The sequence below is a fragment of the Ferrovibrio sp. genome (assembly GCF_035304305.1).
Lineage (GTDB): Bacteria > Pseudomonadota > Alphaproteobacteria > Ferrovibrionales > Ferrovibrionaceae > Ferrovibrio.
The window spans coordinates 17,866-34,185 of the sequence record NZ_DATGQG010000088.1 but is presented as its reverse complement, the minus strand read 5'-3'; the positions used below and the strand labels follow the sequence as shown (position 1 = coordinate 34,185).

Here is a 16,320-nt window from a genome sequence, read left to right as displayed (position 1 = left end):
CCGTACCGGCGCGGCTGAAATTCCTCAAATCCGACCGGTCAGAGGAACTGGCGGTGCAGGAGATCGTCCGCCGGCTCGCCATGGCGCATCCCGACATCGCCTTCAGCCTGCAGCAGGATGGCCGCATGGCCTTCCGCGCGGACGCCTTGACGGGGAACCTGCTTGAGGCCGATCTCCCGGCGCGGCGGCTCAGCCGGCTGGAGCAGATTCTGGGCCGGGATTTCGCCGACAACGCACTGGCCATCGACGCACGGCGCGAGGATATCCGGCTGACCGGCCATGCCGGTCTGCCGACCTACAATCGCGGCAATGCGCAGCATCAGTATCTCTTCGTCAACGGCCGGCCGGTGCGCGACAAGCTGCTGGTCGGCGCCCTGCGCGGCGCCTATGCCGATTTCCTCAGCCATGACCGGCATCCGGTTGTGGCGCTGTTCCTCGAGGTTCCGTCGGAGCAGGTCGACGTGAACGTGCATCCGGCCAAGGCCGAGGTGCGTTTCCGCGATCCCGGACTGGTGCGCGGCCTGATCGTCGGCGCGCTGCGCCATGCGCTCGCCGAGGCTGGCCACCGGGCCAGTTCCACGGTCGCCCAGGCAGCGCTGGGTGCACTGCGTCCGCAGGCGGCGCCGTCTCTCAATCTGCCCTTCGGAAACACGGCGCGCTGGCGCGGTTACGACAATCTGCGGCCTGCCACGCCGGGCCTGGCCGAGGCCGCTGCGCTCTATAACGCACCGCAGGGAGACTTCTCGGGGGAGCGCCCGGTCGAGGCGGGTGAGGCCGAGCCACTGGCGCCGGCCGCCCGCAACGAGAATGCCGCGGCGCCGGTCGCCCTGCAGGCCTATCCGCTGGGCGCGGCGCGCGCGCAGTTGCATGAGACCTACATCGTCGCCCAGACGGCTGACGGCATCGTCATCGTTGACCAGCATGCTGCCCATGAGCGGCTGGTCTATGAACGCATGAAGCAGATGCTGGAGGGCGGGCAGGTGGCGCGCCAGGTGCTGCTGCTGCCGGAGGTGGTCGAACTGAGCGAGGCCGAGGCGGCGCGGCTGGATGCCCGCGCGGCGGAGCTGGCCGAACTCGGCCTGGTGCTGGAAAGCTTCGGACAGGGCGCGGTGGTGGTGCGCGAGGTCCCGGCACTGCTGGGCGAGGTGGCCGTCAAGGATCTGGTGCGCGATCTCGCCGACGGCCTCGCCGAATATGACAGCGTGCAGCCGCTGAAGGAGCGGCTGCAGGAGGTTTGCGGTACCATGGCCTGCCATGGCAGCGTTCGTGCCGGGCGGCGCCTGACCATGGACGAGATGAATGCCCTGCTGCGCCAGATGGAAGCCACGCCGCATTCGGGCCAGTGCAATCACGGCCGGCCGACCTATGTCGAACTCAAGCTCGCCGACATCGAGAAACTGTTCGGCCGGCGCTGATCCTCACCCTCTCGCCGGGAGCGAGAGAGTGAGGACGTGCCGAAGTCAGCACATGCTCGGATAGTGCTGCGCCATGTTGCGCAGGCGCGCCGCCACCATGCTGGCCGTCATCGTGCCATGGAAATGGCAGTCGCAGAGCAGGTAGTGCAACTGATCGTCGGTAAGTTCGAAGAACGACTGGGCGTCACCAACGGTGTCGCCGCCCAGACCCTCCGCCTGCAGCATCGGGTCCTTCCAGGCAACGCTGATGGGGCTGTTGTCGTCCCGAACGGATGACCGCGACCGCGGGTCGAGAAACTCCAGACGGAAGAGTGCCTGAATTGGCTGTCCCGCCATCCGGTCGAGCGCTGCAGCCCATTGCAGCAGACGCTCTGTGCGCGTCATCTGCAGTTTCGCAGGCGGCATCACTTGCGCGATGTCCGCGAGGTCGTTTCGGCTCCGGTATTCCATGGGCTCCTCCTCTGAGCCTGTCTGCGCCGCTGCGCGACGCAGGGTGCGCGACATCACGGCTTCCCGGAGGAAGCCGCGGGCCGGCAGGAACACCCGAACGGTTTTTTAAGAAAGCGGCCGGATCTCTGCCGGCTCAGCCATGATCATACTGCCGTTTCGGCAAAAGCGAAAACGAATGTTGCTGCGTCGCGGCGCACTCACGGGCCGAAGGTCACATGGCCCTGCGGATCGATTTTCCACGCAGGATTCCACGCAATTTCCCAGGCATGGTCATCCGGATCGGCGACATAGCCGCTGAGCCCGCCATGCGGCGGTTCCGTGGCGTTCTTCAGAATGCGCCCGCCGAAGCTCTCAAGCCGCTGCAGGAGCGGCTGCACATCCTCACGCCGCGGCACGTTGTGCCCCAGCGCGAAGGCACCCGCGCGCTGCAGGCCGCGCCGCATGTCCTGCTCCAGCGCAGCCTGCAGCCAGGTGCCAAGTATCAGCCCGTTCATCTGGTAGAAGATGATCTCGTCATTCCGGAAAACCGGGCTCCAGCCGAAACCTTCGACATAGAAGCGTCTGGAACGCTCCAGGTCTGCAACGCCGAGCGTGACGATCGAAATCTGCTGCTGCATGTGCCGCCCCTGTTTCACTGTTTCGGATGTAAAGTCGACTGGGATCTCCGGCGACCGGCGGATTTTTGCCGATCCGGCATGGCGCTGCGATTACGCCTGACGCAGCAGGAAGTTCAGCTTTGCCGGGCCGAGTTTGCGTTCCTCAAGCAGCGTGAAGCCGGGCGGCGGGGCGAAAGCTCCCCTGGTGTCGGTCTCGGCGACCACCAGCGCGTCGGGCTGCAGCCAGCCTTCCTGTTCGAATGTCTGCAGCACCATGGGGCCGAGGCCGGATTTGTATGGCGGATCGAGGAAGACGAGATCCGCCTGCGCCGGTGGCGGGCCGGGCCGGCGGGAATCGCTGCCGCGCAGCGTGATGCGATCGGCAAGGCCAAGCTCGGCGGCATTGCGCAGGATTGTCCGGCGCGCCGCGGCATCGGTTTCAAACAGCCAGGCATGCACGGCGCCACGCGACAGGGCCTCGAAGGCCAGCGCCCCGGAGCCGGCAAAGGGATCGAGCACGATGCCGCCGTCGAGACGCGAGCGGCCATCCCGCAGCAGGCGCGGCGAATGCAGCAGCATGTTGAACAGCGCCTCGCGGACCCGGTCGGCGGTCGGGCGTGTGTCGCTGCCGGGCGGCGCGGCGATCGGCCGGCCGCGATGGGTGCCGCCGACGATCCGCATCAGGATTTTCGTGGCGCCTTGCCGCCGAGTTCCTTGGTACGGATCCCGAGCTGTTCGGCCAGCACCTTGCCCGGGACCTCCTTCACGCCGCCGGGTTCCAGGGCACCAAGCTGGAAGGGGCCGTAGGCGATGCGGATCAGCCGGGAAACCGGATGGCCGAGATGCTCCATCACCTTGCGCACCTCGCGGTTCTTGCCTTCGCGCAGGCCGACGACCAGCCAGGAATTGTCGCCCTTGGCGCGCTCCACGGTGGCGGTGATCGGCCCGTATTCCACGCCATCGATGGTGACGCCCTTCTGCAGCTTCGCCAGATGCTCGGGATGCGGCAGGCCGTGGACGCGCACGCGGTAGCGCCGCAGCCAGCCGGTGCTGGGCAGCTCCAGCCGCCGCGCCAGTTCGCCGTCGTTGGTGAGCAGCAGCAGGCCTTCGGAATTGTAGTCCAGCCGGCCCACCGAGATGACCCGCGGCATGCCTTCGGGCAGGCTCTCGAAGACGGTGGGGCGGCCCTGCGGATCGCGATGCGTGGTCATCACGCCGCGCTTCTTGTGATACAGCCAGAGCCGCGTCCTCTCCGGCTCGGCGATTGGCCGGCCATCGACGAGGATGCGGTCACCCGGCTGGACCAGGAAAGCCGGCGTGTCCAGCTTCCTGCCGTTGACCGTAACACGGCCTTCGGCGATCCAGCGCTCGGCATCGCGGCGCGAGCAGACGCCCGCACGCGCCAGCCGCTTGGCGATGCGTTCGCCGCGTTCTTCGTTCTCCCTGCTCTCAGCCATTCCGGCTGGCCGCGATGAAGGCTTCGAAGATTTTCTCATCGCCGTCGCTGATGAAGAATTCGGGGTGCCACTGCACACCGAGGCAGAAGCGGTAGCCGGGATGCTCGATCCCCTCGATCACGCCATCGGGCGCCTCGGCATCGATCAGCGCGCCGGGAGCGACCTTTTCCACCGCCTGATGATGGGCGGAGTTCACCGGCAGCTCGTCGCGGCCGACGATCCGGTGCAGCAGTGTGCCGGGCGTGACCCGGACCGGATGCCCGGCCTGGTCGCGCGGGTTGGGCTGCTCATGGGCCAGTGCATTCTCCACGCTGTCGGGGATGTGCTGGATCAGCGTGCCGCCCAGCACGACGTTGAGCAGCTGCTGGCCGCCGCAGATGCCGAAGACGGGCTTGTTCCGGTCCAGCATGCCCCTGGTAATGGCCCATTCGAACTGGGTGCGGGTGCCTTTCAGCTTCACCGTCTCGTGCCGGCTGGTGGCGCCGAACAGGGCGGGGTCGACGTCGAAATTGCCGCCGGTGACGATCAGCCCGTCCAGCAGGTCGAGATAGGCCCGTACCGCGTCCGGCTCGTGGGGCAGAACGACCGGCACGCCGCCCTTGGCCGTCACGGCCGAGCAGTAATTCTGCCGCAGGGCATACCAGGGGAATTTGGAATAGCCGCCGGGCTCTTCCGAATCGAGGGTGATGCCGATCAGGGGCGCGGATGTGGAATTTGCCATGGCCCCTTATAGGCTTGGGCGATTCGCCCGTCCACTCGGCCTGATATCCTCCGGTTGATGCGGGCACCGGTTGACGCCGGGCGGCCGCTCCCGCAGGCTCGCGCGCCATGAGCAGCCCCATGGACATCGCGCTTGAGGAAGCCCGACTTGCCGCCGGCCGCGGCGAGGTGCCGGTGGGCGCCGTCCTGGTCGAGGGATCGACCGGAGCCGTGATCGCCCGGGCAGGCAACGAGACCCGGCAGGGCAACGACCCGACCGCCCATGCCGAGATGCTGGCAATCCGCCGGGCGGCCGCCATTCTGGGCAACGAGCGGCTAAGCGGCTGCGACCTCTACGTCACCCTCGAACCCTGCCCGATGTGCGCCGGGGCGATTTCCTTTGCCCGGCTGCGGCGGGTCTATTACGGCGCCGACGACCCGAAGGGCGGTGGGGTTGCCCATGGCCCCCGCATCTTCGCGCAGCCGACCTGCCACCACCGGCCGGAGGTCTATGGTGGGATCGGCGAAGCCGCCGCAGCGGAGCTGCTGCGCGAGTTTTTTGCGGCGCGGCGATAGCGCAACCTCCCGGTTGGGCCGGACGGCCAGCCCTAGCCCTTGGCGTCGGCGGGTTCTACACTCCCCGCCGTACCGCTATCGGTTAACTTGCAATAGGGATGAAACATCATGGATTTCGAATTCTCCGACCGCGTGAAAGACCTCCAGGAGCGGCTCTCGCGTTTCATGGAAGAACATGTCTATCCGAACGAGGCACGCTTCGAGGAGGAAGTCGCGACCGGCGACCGCTGGCAGCCGACCGCCGTCATCGAGGAGCTGAAGGAGAAGGCAAAGGCGCAGGGCCTGTGGAATCTCTTCCTGCCGGAATCGGAGCGCGGCGCCGGCCTCAAGAACCATGAATACGGCACCCTGTGCGAGATCATGGGGCGCGTCAGCTGGGCCCCGGAGGTTTTCAACTGCTCGGCGCCGGATACCGGCAACATGGAAGTGCTCGAGCGCTACGGCACCGAGGAGCACAAGAAGCAGTGGCTGGAGCCGCTGCTGGAAGGCAAGATCCGTTCGGCCTTCGCCATGACGGAACCAGCCGTTGCGTCTTCGGATGCCACCAATATCGAAGCCGAGATCAAGCGCGACGGCGATCATTACGTGATCAACGGCCGCAAGTGGTGGACGTCGGGGATCGGCGATCCGCGCTGCAAGATCATCATCTTCATGGGCAAGACCGACCCGAAGAATCCCGACAAGTACAAGCAGCAGTCGATGATCCTGGTGCCGCGCGACGCGCCGGGCGTGACGGTGCTGCGCATGCTGCCGGTCTTCGGCTATGACGATGCGCCGCACGGCCATGGAGAAGTCGAATTCAAGAATGTCCGCGTGCCGGCCTCCAACCTGCTGCTCGGCGAAGGCCGCGGCTTCGAGATCGCGCAGGGCCGGCTCGGTCCGGGTCGCATCCATCACTGCATGCGCCTGATCGGCCAGGCCGAGCGCGCGCTGGAGAAGATGTGCAAGCGGGCGAAGAGCCGCGTTGCCTTCGGCAAGCCCATCTCCGAGCAGACGGTGACCCTGGAGCGCATTGCCGAGGCCCGCTGCATGATCGACCAGGCGCGCCTGTTGACGCTGCATGCCGCCTGGAAGATGGATACCGTCGGCAACAAGGCAGCACGCAAGGAAATCGCCATGATCAAGGTTGTGGCGCCGACCATGGCCTGCCAGGTGATCGACTGGGCCATGCAGGTGCATGGCGGCGGCGGTGTCACGTCCGATTTCGGCCTCGCTGCGGCTTATGCGCAGGCGCGCACGCTGCGCTTCGCCGACGGTCCGGATGAGGTCCATCGCAACCAGATCGGTCGCCTTGAACTTGCCCGCTGGAACTGATCAGTCCAGTCAGTCGTAAAGAAGAGAGAGAAGAAGAGCCTCCCCATGTCTGTAGAGACCTATTTTTCTGCCGATTACAACGAGGCGCGGGAGAAATTCCGCGCCTCGGCGAAAGCCGCCGGTGCACGGCTGACCGCCTACGAAAACCCCAATGCCAAGGGTGCCGGCGGCGAGATGCTGAGCACCGATGTCGCCGTCATCGGTCCGGACGATGCCGAGAATGTCTACCTGACGATTTCCGGCACCCATGGCGCCGAAGGCTTTTGCGGCTCGGGCGCGCAGATCGGCCATTTCGAGGACAATCTGTTCGATGCCATGCCGCCCAGGACCAAGGCGGTGATGATCCACGCGATCAATCCCTACGGCTTTTCCTGGATCCGCCGCGTCACCGAGGACAATGTCGATCTCAACCGCAATTTCCAGGATTTCTCGAAGCCGCTGCCGCAGAACAAGCCCTACGAGGACGTGCACGACTGGCTGATTCCCGATCACTGGGAGGGACAGGGGCGTGCCGCCGCCGATCAGGCGATTGCCGAATACCGGCAGAAGAACGGGCCGTTTGCCTTCCAGGCGGCCATGACGGGCGGTCAGTATACCCGTCCTGACGGTCTGTTCTTCGGCGGCACCAGGCCGACCTGGTCCAACGACACCTTCCGCCGCATCCTGAAGGAGCATCTGTCGCCGCGTACGAAGAAGCTCTGCAGCATCGACTTTCATACCGGCCTCGGGCCCATGGGCTACGGCGAGCCGATTTTCGTCGGCCCGGAACTGCCGGGCTATTACGACCGTGCGAAAGCCTGGTTCGGACCGGAAGTCACCAATCCCAATGACGGCTCGTCGAGCTCGGCACGGGTGACGGGCACGGTACCGGAGGCCTTCACCGTGCTGACCCCGGGTGTAGAGGTGACCGCGATCGCGCTGGAATACGGCACCGTGCCGATGGAGGAGGTGACCGAGGCGCTCCGCGGCGATCACTGGCTGCATGCCAAGGGCGACCCGAATTCCGAACTGGGCCGCCAGATCAAGAAGAAGATCCGTGACGCCTTCTACGTCGATACCCCGGCGTGGAAAGCTGCCGTCTTCGGCCGTGCCGCGGATTTCGCCCTGCGCGCCTTCCGCGGTCTGGCCGGCTAGTCGTCGCCGCCGTCGACCAGGTTCCACGCCTGGTTGGCGACGGAGCGCACCACCGCGCCATAGGCTTTGAGTGTCGGCGGGGCAGAGCCATTGGCGCTGCCCCGACTGACGATCCCCTGAGCCATCACGGCGACGCGGAACAGCGCGAAGGCGAGGTAGAAATTCCAGTGCGCGATCCGCTCGCGCCCGCTGTGCCGGCAATAGGCGGCAATATAGTCCGGCTCGCCGGGAATGCCGGACTCGATGAAATCGATACCCTGTAGGCTACCCATGCCGGGGATGGTGACCCGGTAGGGCATGCAGTTGATTGCCAGGTCGGCCAGGGGATGGCCGATCACGGCGACATCCCAGTCCAGCACCGCGACCACGCGAGGTTCGCTTGGATGGAAGACGAGATTCTCCAGCCGGAGATTGCCGTGCATCAGGGACGTGACATCCTCATCCGGCACATTGGCCGGCAGCCATGCCAGCAGCCGTTCCATGGCCGCGATCTCGTCCGTGGCATTGGCGCGATACTGTTCGTCAAGCGCGGCAATCTGACGTTTCAGGTAGCTGGCGCCGCCGCCATTCAGCGGCAGGCCGGTGATCTTCGGATCGACCGCGTGGATGGAGGCCAGTACCGCCGCCATCGCGTCATAGATTTCGTTTCTCTGCCGAGCATCCATGCCCGGCAGATTGGGGTCGCGGAAATGCCGGCCCGGCACATAGTCGAGAATGTAGAAGGGCGCGCCAATCACGCTGTCATCGGCGCAGACGTGCTGCGGCGCGCCGACCGGAAGACCGGCATCGTACAGCGCCGAGATCAGGACGAAGTCGCGGTTGATTGACTCCGCGAGGCTGATGCCCTTCTTCGGCAGCATGCGCTTGCGCAGTACGAAGTTCCGGCCAGGGGAATGCAGCAGAAAGGTCGGGTTGACCCCGCTGCCCTTGAACTGCTGCGCGGTCAGCGGCGGTTTGAAATCAGGCAGGTGTTTGGCGAGATAGGCCGCCAGTCTGGCTTCGTCGAACCGATGCTGCGGCTGTACGGGTGTCAGATCCGCGGCCGTCACCATTCTGTCAGCCTCCGGCCATCCGCTCCACGACCGCCCAGGCCTGCTCGGCGATCGGCCGGGCGCGCTTGCCGGACTCGATCGCATGCTGGCTGGCAGCGGTGCCGTCCTTCACGCGGCCCATGATCCCCTGCAGGATCGCCGCGATACGGAACATGTTGTACGCCATGTAGAACTCGAGGTTCGGAATGCCGTCGCGTCCGGTGCGACGGCAATAGGTGTCGATGTATTCCTTTTCGGTCGGGATGCCGAGACCGGCATAGTCGATGCCGGCCAGGCCGCGGAAGATCTCCGGCGCCAGTCGCCACGACATCAGGTGATACGTGAAATCGCCCAGCGGATGGCCGAGCGTGGACAATTCCCAGTCCAGCACCGCGATCACGCGCGGTTCGGTGGGATGGAAAATCATGTTGTCCATGCGGAAATCGCCATGGACGATGGTGGTCTCGTCGCCCGGCGGAATATGCGCCGGCAGCCACTCGATCAGCCTGTCCATGGCCGGAATTTCTTCCGTCTCGGAGGCCTTGTACTGCTTGCTCCAGCGCGAGATCTGGCGGGCGAAGTAATCGCCCGGCTTGCCGAAATCACCCAGACCGATGGCGTTGTAATCCACCTGGTGCAGGGCGGCGATGGTGCGGTTCATCGCGTCGAAGATGCCGGCGCGCTCGTCGCGGCTCAGACCGGGCAGGCGCTGGTCCCAGAAAATCCGGCCTTCCACGCAGTCCATGACATAGAAGGCCGTGCCGATGACGCTGTCATCCTCGCACAGGCCATAGGTGCGGGCGACCGGAACATCGGTCTGGGCCAGCGCGGTGATGACGCGGTACTCGCGGTCGACGGCATGGGCCGAAGGGAGCAGTTTGCCGGGTGGCTTGCGGCGCAGCACATACTTCTTCGCCGGGGTGACCAGCATGAATGTCGGATTGGACTGTCCGCCCTTGAACTGCTGGACACTGAGCGGACCCTTGTAATCAGGGACGTTCTCCTTGAGCCAGAGTTCCAGCGTGGCTTCGTCGAAACGGTGACGATCCTGCACCGGCATGGTGCCGGCGAAGCGATCCTGATCGCTCATTCTGTCTTTCCCTGTATCGTTGGAGCCGCCGTTCCGGTTGCTCGGAGCTACGATAGCCATCTGGCGCGGGGTCACGCAACCACCTCGCGGCCGGCAGGGAGTGGCGGAAACCGCCGACTAGGACTGCCGCTCGCGCGCGATGGCCCGCCAGCCGATGTCGCGGCGGCAAAAGCCCTCCGGCCAGCGGATTCTGTCTACTGCCGCGTAGGCACGGGCCTGCGCCGCGGCGACGGTCGGGCCGCGCGCGCAGATCCCGAGTACCCGGCCGCCATTCGCCAGAATTGCACCGTCCGGTCCGGCCTTGGTGCCGGCATGGAAGATGTACGTGTCCGGTTCCGTGGCGGCAGCTGCGAGTCCCTCGATGCGCGTGCCCTTGCGCGGTTCGCCCGGATAGCCCTCCGCTGCCATGACCACGCAGAGCGCCCTGTCGTCATGCCAGCGCAGGTCGAAATCCTTCAGCACGCCGTCGCGGGCGGCAATCAGGGCCGGCAGCAGATCGGATTTGAGCCGCAGCATCAGCGTCTGGCATTCCGGGTCGCCGAAGCGTGTATTGTATTCGAGCAGTTTCGGTCCGTCCGGCATCAGCATCAGGCCGGCAAACAGCACGCCTTTGAAGGGCATGCCTTCCTCGGCCATCGCCTTCACCGTCGGCTCGATGATCTCGGCCATCACCCGGGCCTGCAGTTCCTCAGTCAGGGCGGGCGCCGGCGAATAGGCGCCCATGCCACCGGTATTCGGCCCGGTATCGCCGTCTCCCACGCGCTTGTGGTCCTGCGCGGATGCGAGTGGCAGCGCTGTCCTGCCATCGACAAGCGCGAAGAAGCTGACCTCTTCGCCATCGAGGAATTCCTCGATGACGACTTCCGCACCGGGCTGGGTGAAGAGAGCGGCGGTCGCCACGAGCGCCTCATCGAGCGTCATCGCCACCGTGACGCCCTTGCCGGCGGCGAGGCCATCGGCCTTGATCACGATCGGCGCCCCGTTCTTGCGGATGAAGGCCTCTGCCGATGCCTGATCCCTGAACCGGCCATAGGCCGCGGTCGGGATGCCGTGGCGGGCGCAGAGGTCCTTCATGAAACCCTTGGAGCCTTCAAGCTGCGCGGCCGCCTTGGTCGGTCCGAAGCAGGCAAAACCCGCGGCCTCGAGGTGATCGACCAGGCCGGCCACCAGCGGCGCCTCGGGGCCGACCACGACGAAGTCGATATGCTCATCGCGGCAGAGTTGCAGCACCGCGTCGAGATCAAGCGGATCCACCGGGGCCAGCCTGGCGACCTGCGCGATTCCGGCGTTGCCCGGCGCGCAGATCAGCTTGTTGACCAGCGGGGAGGCCGCAAGTGCCCAGCAGAGCGCATGCTCGCGGCCGCCCGATCCGATGACGAGAAGATTCATGTCGGCGATCCCGGCGTCTGGAGGAATGGCGGGAATGTTTGTATCATGGGTCCAGCAGACGCAAGGCCTTGGAATGAGCGATTCAGCCCCGATTCAGGGTGCCCAGCCCGGCGCCAGCAATGTGCCGGAATTCACCGTTACCGAGCTCTCGCTGCGGCTGAAGCGCAGTATCGAGGAGACTTTCGGCTGGGTCCGCGTCCGGGGCGAGATTTCCGGCTTCAAGCGGGCCGCGTCGGGGCATCTGTATTTCTGCCTGAAGGATGCCGATTCGGTGCTGGACGCGGTCTGCTGGAAGGGCAGCGCGCTCCGCCTCGGCGTGAAGCCGGAAGACGGCATGGAGGTCGTCTGCTCCGGGAAGCTGACCAGCTATCCCGGCCGCTCGAAATACCAGATGGTGGTCGAGCGGATGGAGCTGGCGGGCCTCGGCGCTCTGATGGCCCTGCTGGAGCAGCGCAAGCAGAAGCTGGCCGCCGAGGGCCTGTTTGCGGCCGAGCGCAAGCGGCCGCTGCCCTATCTGCCGCGCGTCATCGGTGTGGTGACCTCACCCACCGGGGCCGTGATCCGCGACATCCTGCATCGGCTGGCGGACCGTTTTCCGACCCATGTGATCGTCTGGCCGGTACTGGTGCAGGGCGAGGGGGCGGCCGAGCAGGTGGCCCGGGCGATCCGGGGGTTCAACGACCTGCCCGAAAACGGGACCGTGCCGCGTCCGGACCTGCTGATCGTCGCGCGCGGCGGCGGCAGCCTGGAAGATCTTATGGCCTTCAACGAGGAGATCGTGGTGCGGGCTGCGGCCGCCTCTGCGATTCCGCTGATCTCCGCGGTGGGCCACGAGACGGATACCACGCTGATCGATTTTGCGTCCGATCGCCGGGCACCGACGCCGACGGCGGCAGCCGAAATGGCGGTGCCGGTGCGGCTCGATCTGCTGTCGGGCGTTGCCGCCCTGGACGACCGCCTGCGGCGCGGCATGGGCCGGCTGGCGCGGGAGAAGCGCCAGCATCTGGAAGGACTGGGCCGCGGCCTGCGCGGCCCGCGCGAGCAGCTCCGCATGGCCCAGCAGCGGTTCGACGATCTTTCCGAACGTCTGCGGCACGGCTTGCGCGCCGGCGTTGCCGCCCAGCGTTCGCGGCTGGAAACCTCGATGGCCCGGCTGCGGCCGGCCCTGCTGCGCCGCGAGGTTGCCGATTATCGCCGCCGGCTGGAGGAAAGCGCCCAGCGGCTGCGGCGCTGCGTGAGGCAGAAGCAGATTGATGCGGCACGCCAGCTCGAGCAGCCGGCCAAGCTGCTGGAAAGCCTGTCCTACAGAAACGTGCTGGCGCGCGGTTTTGCCGTCATCCATGGCCCCGACGGCCGCGCGGTGAAATCTGCCGCGGGGCTGGCGCCGGGGTCCAGCGTGGTGATCGAGATGCAGGATGGCCGCCGTAACGCCCAGATCGACGGCAGCGGCGGCGCCCCGCGTCGGACGGCTCCGGCCGGCAGGAAAAAGGCCGGGCAGCAGGAGGAATTGTTCTGATGCAGATTCCGGTGATGCCGCAGGAAACCGAAGCCAGGCTTCATTACCGTGACGGCACGTTCGATATCGTGTTTCCCGGCGCCTATGTGACCTGTGCCGTCACGGGGCAGCGCATACCGCTGGATCGTCTGCGCTACTGGAGTGTGGAGCGGCAGGAGGCATATGCCGACGCCGTCGCAGCGCTGAAGCGCATGCCGCGCTGAGGTGACCCGCTTGATCCGCCTGCCGGCCATCCTGCTGCTCTGCCTTGGCCTCCTTGTGGCCAGGCTGGCGGTGGCGAACGAACCGCCGCCCGGACTCGCCTGGCAGGGGGATTTCGTGCAGGGCGGCATGGTGGTCGGAGTCGCCCAGCCGGGGGTAAGCCTGAAGCTCGGCGAACGCAGCGTGCCGGTCGCGCCCGATGGCCGCTTCGTCTTCGGTTTTGGCCGCGACGAGGCCGCGATCCTGCCCCTCGGCATCTCCTATGGGGACGGGCGGGATTTTGTGGTCACGCTGAATGTCGCGCCGCGCCAGTACGACATCCAGCGCATCGAGGGCTTGCCGCCGGCCCAGGTGACGCCGCCGCCGGCATTGCTGGAGCGCATCAGACGGGAAAATGCCGCGATTGCCGCCGTGCGCCAGCGCAACACGCCGCGTACCGATTTCCTGCAGGGCTGGATCTGGCCGGCAAAAGGGCGCATCAGCGGCGTGTACGGCAGCCAGCGCATCCTGAACGGCGAGCCGCGCCAGCCGCATTTCGGCATCGACATTGCCGCCCCGGCCGGCAGCCCGGTGGTCGCCAGCACCGATGGTGAAGTCGCACTGGCCGAGCCGGACCTCTATTACACCGGTGGCACGATCATCCTCGATCACGGCATGGGCGTTACCGCCGTATATTCCCACCTGCAGACCATCGCCGTGAAGGTGGGGCAGCGCGTCCGCCAGGGCGAGGTGATCGGCACGGTCGGCTCGACCGGCCGGTCGACCGGCCCGCATCTCGACTGGCGGGTGAACTGGTTCGACGTGCGGCTCGATCCGCAGCGCCTGCTGCCGAAGCAGCAGTAGAGCTCAGTCCTTCGGCCAGCGTTTGTGGACCCAGAACCAGTGGTCCGGCCGCTCCCGGATCCATCCCTCGATCTTGGCGTTGATCATGGTCATCGCGGCGAGCACGTCGCGTTCGCGGTCGCCGGTATCCTCGAGATGGATCGGCGCCTCGACGATGATCCGGAACCTCGCGCCTTCCAGTCGCTGCACATAGGCGGGAATGACCGGGCAGCCGGCTTTCAGCGCCAGTTCCGCGATGGCCGGTGCGGTCATGGCGTCACGCCCGAAGAAGGGGACCGGAATGCCGGTAGCCAGTTTCTGGTCCACCAGCATGCCGAGCAGCTCGTTCTGCTTCAGCGCCTTGAGCAGTTCGCGTGCCGCCTGCATGCCTTTGGGAACATGACGTCCGCCGACCGGCTTGCGCAGGTTCTGCAGGATCTCCTCGGTCAGCGGGTTGTTGGCGGCGCGATAGACGTGTACCAGCGGCGCACCATACTGGGTGGCCGCCAGGCTCATCAGTTCCCAGTTGCCGTAATGCGCCGAGAAGAAAATTCCGGGTTTGCCGCTATCCCGGATCGCGTCTATGTGCTCGCCGCCGACGATATCGATGCGGCCTGGCCGCAGCGCTCCGCTGATGACGAAATCGCCCAGATGCGGGTATTCGGCCAGAACCCGGCCGAGATTGTCCCACATCCCCATGAGGATCCGGTGTCGCTGTGCCTCGTCGAGTTCGGGCATGGCGCGTGCGAGGTTCTGCACTGCCGTGCGATGCACCGGCAGCCACGGGCCGATCGTCCGTCCGATCCAGCCGCCCAGCGCGGATGCCAGGTCGAGCGGCAGGGCCCCGAACAGCGCGACGGCAAAACGCGCGCCGAAGGCGGCAACATATTCGTGCGGTTCGGCACGCTTAAACATGCGGCAGCCGCTCCGTCAGAAAGCGCGCGACGGCCGATTCGTCGTCGAAGCGCAGGGTCACCCGCAGGCACTCGACCATGGGGCGCGCCTCTGGCGGGAAACGGACGAGATCCTTCGCGGTCGTCACCGGAACCGCCTTCTGCGCATGGGCATCTTCGACCAGCCGCATGATGAGGTCTTCGTCATAGGCCATATGGTCCGGGAAGGGGCGGCGCCCGGCAATGATCGCGCCTGCCTGTTCGAGGCTGGAGAAAAACTTCTCCGGTCTGGCGATGCCCGCGAAGGCCAGGACGCGCTTGCCCTGCAGATGGTGAACATCCTCCGGATGCGGCACGAGACGCGCGCGGAAGACCGGTTTCGCGCCCAAGTCGGGCAGCGGGGCGGTGCCGTCGCCGAGAATCACGATGGCGTCGCTGCGGGCCAGACCTGCGGCGATCTCCTCGCGCAGGGGACCGGCAGGCAGCAGGCGGCCGTTGCCGAAACCGTAATCGGAATCCACCACGAGGATCGAGGCCGTCCGCCTGAGGCGGTAGGTCTGATGCGCATCATCGGCGACGATGCAGCTGGCGCCGGCCTTCGCAGCCGCTGTTACCGCCTGTGGACGGTCGCGGCCGATCCAAGTGGGCGCCACTTCGGCCAGCAGGAGCGGCTCGTCCCCCGTGTCGGACGCCCGGTGGGCCTTCGGATCGACGCGGACCGGACCGGTGAGCTTTCCGCCATAGCCGCGGCTGACGAAATGAGGCCGCTGGCCGGCCTTCTGCAGCAGCCCGGCCAGCGCGAGCGCCACCGGCGTTTTCCCCGCGCCGCCGGCCACCAGATTGCCCACGGAGATGACCGGGATGGGGTTTTCCGGCGCCGTTGCGAAGGCGCGGTTTAGCCGGTTGCCAAGGCCGTAGAGTGTCGCCAGCGGGCCGAGCAGCAGCGGCCATACGGAGGCGCTGCCGGCGGCCCAGAAGGCTGGCGCCTTAAACATTGCTCTCGGCGGGCTGCGGCTGCGCGGCCGCAGGTTCGATCGGTTCCTGGCCGCAGAGACGGTCGGCCCGGTCGCAGAGTTCGTTCATCGCGGCTTCCAGCCGCAGCATCGCCGCCTCGATCGGCTCGTCGGCGTTGCTATGCACGTCGATCGGTTCGCCCCAAAGGAAGACCCCGCGATTGAACGGCCAGGGAAGGATGAAGCGGTCCCAGGAGCCGATCACCTTGCGGCGCGCAACGGCATAGGTGACGGGCAGGATCGGTGTCTTGGCCAGCCGGGCAGCGGCGATGACGCCGGGGCTGGCCACCCGCATGCGGGGGCCGCGCGGGCCGTCCGGCGTAAAGCCGGCATAGCCATTGTCCTTCAGGATCTTGACGATCACCCGGAGCGCGGCGCTGCCGCCCTTTTCCTTGCCCTTTTTGGAGCCGGAACCGCGCACGGTACCAATGCCGAAGGGATCCATGGCGCGGGCGATCAGTTCTCCATCGCGATGCTGCGAGATCAGCATCTTGATGGGCCTGGAGAGATTCCACGCCTTCGGAATCATCAGCAGCCGCCCGTGCCAGAAGCACAGGATGAACGGCTTGCCGGCATTCCAGAACGAGTCGGGATACTGCTGGCCATGTACCTCCCAGCGCGAAGTGGCATGGACGAAGCGGATATACAGGGCGATCGTGTCCGCGGCGAAGCGGACCGCTCCCTTGCTGCGCAGCAGGCGTTTCACCAGACCCGACATCGACGA

At 66.4% G+C, this 16,320-nt stretch carries 18 protein-coding genes; 7 read left to right on the top strand and 11 right to left on the bottom strand.

What is annotated here, in order from left to right; genetic code table 11:
- On the top strand, positions 1-1,415 hold a 1,415-nt coding region (gene mutL / locus VKZ87_RS10800), incomplete at its 5' end, for a DNA mismatch repair endonuclease MutL (protein WP_324221267.1).
- Between the two features lie 45 nt (positions 1,416-1,460).
- Here the strand turns inward: mutL and VKZ87_RS10795 are convergent.
- The 5 genes from VKZ87_RS10795 to VKZ87_RS10775 all read right to left on the bottom strand — a co-directional run bounded on the left by VKZ87_RS10795 (position 1,461) and on the right by VKZ87_RS10775 (position 4,639).
- Positions 1,461-1,919, bottom strand: a complete 459-nt coding sequence (locus tag VKZ87_RS10795; RefSeq protein WP_324221266.1) for a hypothetical protein — start codon at positions 1,917-1,919, stop codon at positions 1,461-1,463.
- Between the two features lie 143 nt (positions 1,920-2,062).
- Positions 2,063-2,482: a VOC family protein gene (locus tag VKZ87_RS10790; protein WP_324221265.1), complete on the bottom strand. Its 420-nt coding sequence runs from the start codon at positions 2,480-2,482 to the stop codon at positions 2,063-2,065.
- A gap of 90 nt (positions 2,483-2,572) precedes the next feature.
- A complete protein-coding gene (gene rsmD, locus VKZ87_RS10785; RefSeq protein ID WP_324221264.1) occupies positions 2,573-3,142 on the bottom strand; it encodes a 16S rRNA (guanine(966)-N(2))-methyltransferase RsmD in 570 nt (189 codons plus the stop codon).
- Complete coding sequence (locus tag VKZ87_RS10780) at positions 3,142-3,918, bottom strand: pseudouridine synthase (protein WP_324221263.1); 777 nt, start codon at positions 3,916-3,918, stop codon at positions 3,142-3,144. The genes rsmD and VKZ87_RS10780 overlap by 1 nt, the downstream gene beginning before the upstream one ends.
- Positions 3,911-4,639, bottom strand: a complete 729-nt coding sequence (locus VKZ87_RS10775) for a gamma-glutamyl-gamma-aminobutyrate hydrolase family protein (protein ID WP_324221262.1) — start codon at positions 4,637-4,639, stop codon at positions 3,911-3,913. Before VKZ87_RS10775 ends, VKZ87_RS10780 begins: the two co-directional genes overlap by 8 nt.
- Before the next feature lie 107 nt (positions 4,640-4,746).
- On the opposite strand from VKZ87_RS10775, the gene VKZ87_RS10770 reads away from it, so the two are divergent.
- The 3 genes from VKZ87_RS10770 (at position 4,747) to VKZ87_RS10760 (ending at position 7,641) form a co-directional block, all read left to right on the top strand.
- Positions 4,747-5,193: a nucleoside deaminase gene (locus VKZ87_RS10770; RefSeq protein ID WP_324221261.1), complete on the top strand. Its 447-nt coding sequence runs from the start codon at positions 4,747-4,749 to the stop codon at positions 5,191-5,193.
- A gap of 108 nt (positions 5,194-5,301) precedes the next feature.
- The gene (locus VKZ87_RS10765; RefSeq protein ID WP_324221260.1) at positions 5,302-6,507 is read left to right on the top strand and encodes an acyl-CoA dehydrogenase; all 1,206 of its coding nucleotides are present in this window, start codon (positions 5,302-5,304) and stop codon (positions 6,505-6,507) included.
- Between the two features lie 45 nt (positions 6,508-6,552).
- Positions 6,553-7,641: a M14 family metallopeptidase gene (locus tag VKZ87_RS10760; RefSeq protein ID WP_324221259.1), complete on the top strand. Its 1,089-nt coding sequence runs from the start codon at positions 6,553-6,555 to the stop codon at positions 7,639-7,641.
- Here the strand turns inward: VKZ87_RS10760 and VKZ87_RS10755 are convergent.
- The 3 genes from VKZ87_RS10755 to purD form a co-directional block, all read right to left on the bottom strand.
- Positions 7,638-8,693, bottom strand: a complete 1,056-nt coding sequence (locus tag VKZ87_RS10755) for a phosphotransferase (protein ID WP_324221258.1) — start codon at positions 8,691-8,693, stop codon at positions 7,638-7,640. The genes VKZ87_RS10760 and VKZ87_RS10755 overlap by 4 nt on opposite strands.
- Before the next feature lie 4 nt (positions 8,694-8,697).
- On the bottom strand, positions 8,698-9,762 hold the full coding sequence (locus VKZ87_RS10750) for a phosphotransferase (RefSeq protein WP_324221257.1): 1,065 nt from the start codon (positions 9,760-9,762) through the stop codon (positions 8,698-8,700).
- A gap of 117 nt (positions 9,763-9,879) precedes the next feature.
- Positions 9,880-11,151 carry a phosphoribosylamine--glycine ligase gene (gene purD, locus VKZ87_RS10745; protein WP_324221256.1) on the bottom strand — a complete coding sequence of 424 codons (1,272 nt, stop codon included), beginning with the start codon at positions 11,149-11,151 and terminating at the stop codon, positions 9,880-9,882.
- 73 nt (positions 11,152-11,224) lie between these two features.
- Between purD and xseA the strand changes: the two genes are divergently transcribed.
- The 3 genes from xseA to VKZ87_RS10730 are packed head-to-tail and all read left to right on the top strand — an operon-like array spanning position 11,225 to position 13,711.
- A complete protein-coding gene (gene xseA, locus VKZ87_RS10740; protein ID WP_324221255.1) occupies positions 11,225-12,667 on the top strand; it encodes an exodeoxyribonuclease VII large subunit in 1,443 nt (480 codons plus the stop codon).
- A complete protein-coding gene (locus VKZ87_RS10735; protein ID WP_324221254.1) occupies positions 12,667-12,870 on the top strand; it encodes a DUF2093 domain-containing protein in 204 nt (67 codons plus the stop codon). Before xseA ends, VKZ87_RS10735 begins: the two co-directional genes overlap by 1 nt.
- Before the next feature lie 10 nt (positions 12,871-12,880).
- A complete protein-coding gene (locus tag VKZ87_RS10730; protein WP_324221253.1) occupies positions 12,881-13,711 on the top strand; it encodes a M23 family metallopeptidase in 831 nt (276 codons plus the stop codon).
- A 3-nt stretch (positions 13,712-13,714) separates the two neighbouring features.
- On the opposite strand, the gene VKZ87_RS10725 is transcribed toward VKZ87_RS10730, so the two are convergent.
- From VKZ87_RS10725 to VKZ87_RS10715, 3 genes are read right to left on the bottom strand one after another with little or no spacing between them, the layout of a single operon-like run.
- Complete coding sequence (locus VKZ87_RS10725) at positions 13,715-14,605, bottom strand: lauroyl acyltransferase (RefSeq protein ID WP_324221252.1); 891 nt, start codon at positions 14,603-14,605, stop codon at positions 13,715-13,717.
- Complete coding sequence (lpxK, locus tag VKZ87_RS10720; protein WP_324221251.1) at positions 14,598-15,578, bottom strand: tetraacyldisaccharide 4'-kinase; 981 nt, start codon at positions 15,576-15,578, stop codon at positions 14,598-14,600. The genes VKZ87_RS10725 and lpxK overlap by 8 nt, the downstream gene beginning before the upstream one ends.
- Positions 15,571-16,314 (bottom strand): lysophospholipid acyltransferase family protein, encoded by a 744-nt coding sequence (locus VKZ87_RS10715; protein WP_324221250.1) that lies wholly within the window; start codon positions 16,312-16,314, stop codon positions 15,571-15,573. The genes lpxK and VKZ87_RS10715 overlap by 8 nt, the downstream gene beginning before the upstream one ends.
- Positions 16,315-16,320: the final 6 nt, after the last annotated feature.

Coding starts and splice junctions, on each gene's coding strand:
- VKZ87_RS10755 (WP_324221258.1), bottom strand. CDS start 8,693: ATGGTGACGGCCGCGGATCTGACACCCGTACAGCCGCAGCATCGGTTC.
- VKZ87_RS10770 (WP_324221261.1), top strand. CDS start 4,747: ATGAGCAGCCCCATGGACATCGCGCTTGAGGAAGCCCGACTTGCCGCC.
- VKZ87_RS10780 (WP_324221263.1), bottom strand. CDS start 3,918: ATGGCTGAGAGCAGGGAGAACGAAGAACGCGGCGAACGCATCGCCAAG.
- lpxK (WP_324221251.1), bottom strand. CDS start 15,578: ATGTTTAAGGCGCCAGCCTTCTGGGCCGCCGGCAGCGCCTCCGTATGG.
- VKZ87_RS10795 (WP_324221266.1), bottom strand. CDS start 1,919: ATGTCGCGCACCCTGCGTCGCGCAGCGGCGCAGACAGGCTCAGAGGAG.
- rsmD (WP_324221264.1), bottom strand. CDS start 3,142: ATGCGGATCGTCGGCGGCACCCATCGCGGCCGGCCGATCGCCGCGCCG.
- purD (WP_324221256.1), bottom strand. CDS start 11,151: ATGAATCTTCTCGTCATCGGATCGGGCGGCCGCGAGCATGCGCTCTGC.
- VKZ87_RS10760 (WP_324221259.1), top strand. CDS start 6,553: ATGTCTGTAGAGACCTATTTTTCTGCCGATTACAACGAGGCGCGGGAG.
- VKZ87_RS10715 (WP_324221250.1), bottom strand. CDS start 16,314: ATGTCGGGTCTGGTGAAACGCCTGCTGCGCAGCAAGGGAGCGGTCCGC.
- xseA (WP_324221255.1), top strand. CDS start 11,225: ATGAGCGATTCAGCCCCGATTCAGGGTGCCCAGCCCGGCGCCAGCAAT.
- VKZ87_RS10725 (WP_324221252.1), bottom strand. CDS start 14,605: ATGTTTAAGCGTGCCGAACCGCACGAATATGTTGCCGCCTTCGGCGCG.
- VKZ87_RS10775 (WP_324221262.1), bottom strand. CDS start 4,639: ATGGCAAATTCCACATCCGCGCCCCTGATCGGCATCACCCTCGATTCG.
- VKZ87_RS10765 (WP_324221260.1), top strand. CDS start 5,302: ATGGATTTCGAATTCTCCGACCGCGTGAAAGACCTCCAGGAGCGGCTC.
- VKZ87_RS10790 (WP_324221265.1), bottom strand. CDS start 2,482: ATGCAGCAGCAGATTTCGATCGTCACGCTCGGCGTTGCAGACCTGGAG.
- VKZ87_RS10735 (WP_324221254.1), top strand. CDS start 12,667: ATGCAGATTCCGGTGATGCCGCAGGAAACCGAAGCCAGGCTTCATTAC.
- VKZ87_RS10750 (WP_324221257.1), bottom strand. CDS start 9,762: ATGAGCGATCAGGATCGCTTCGCCGGCACCATGCCGGTGCAGGATCGT.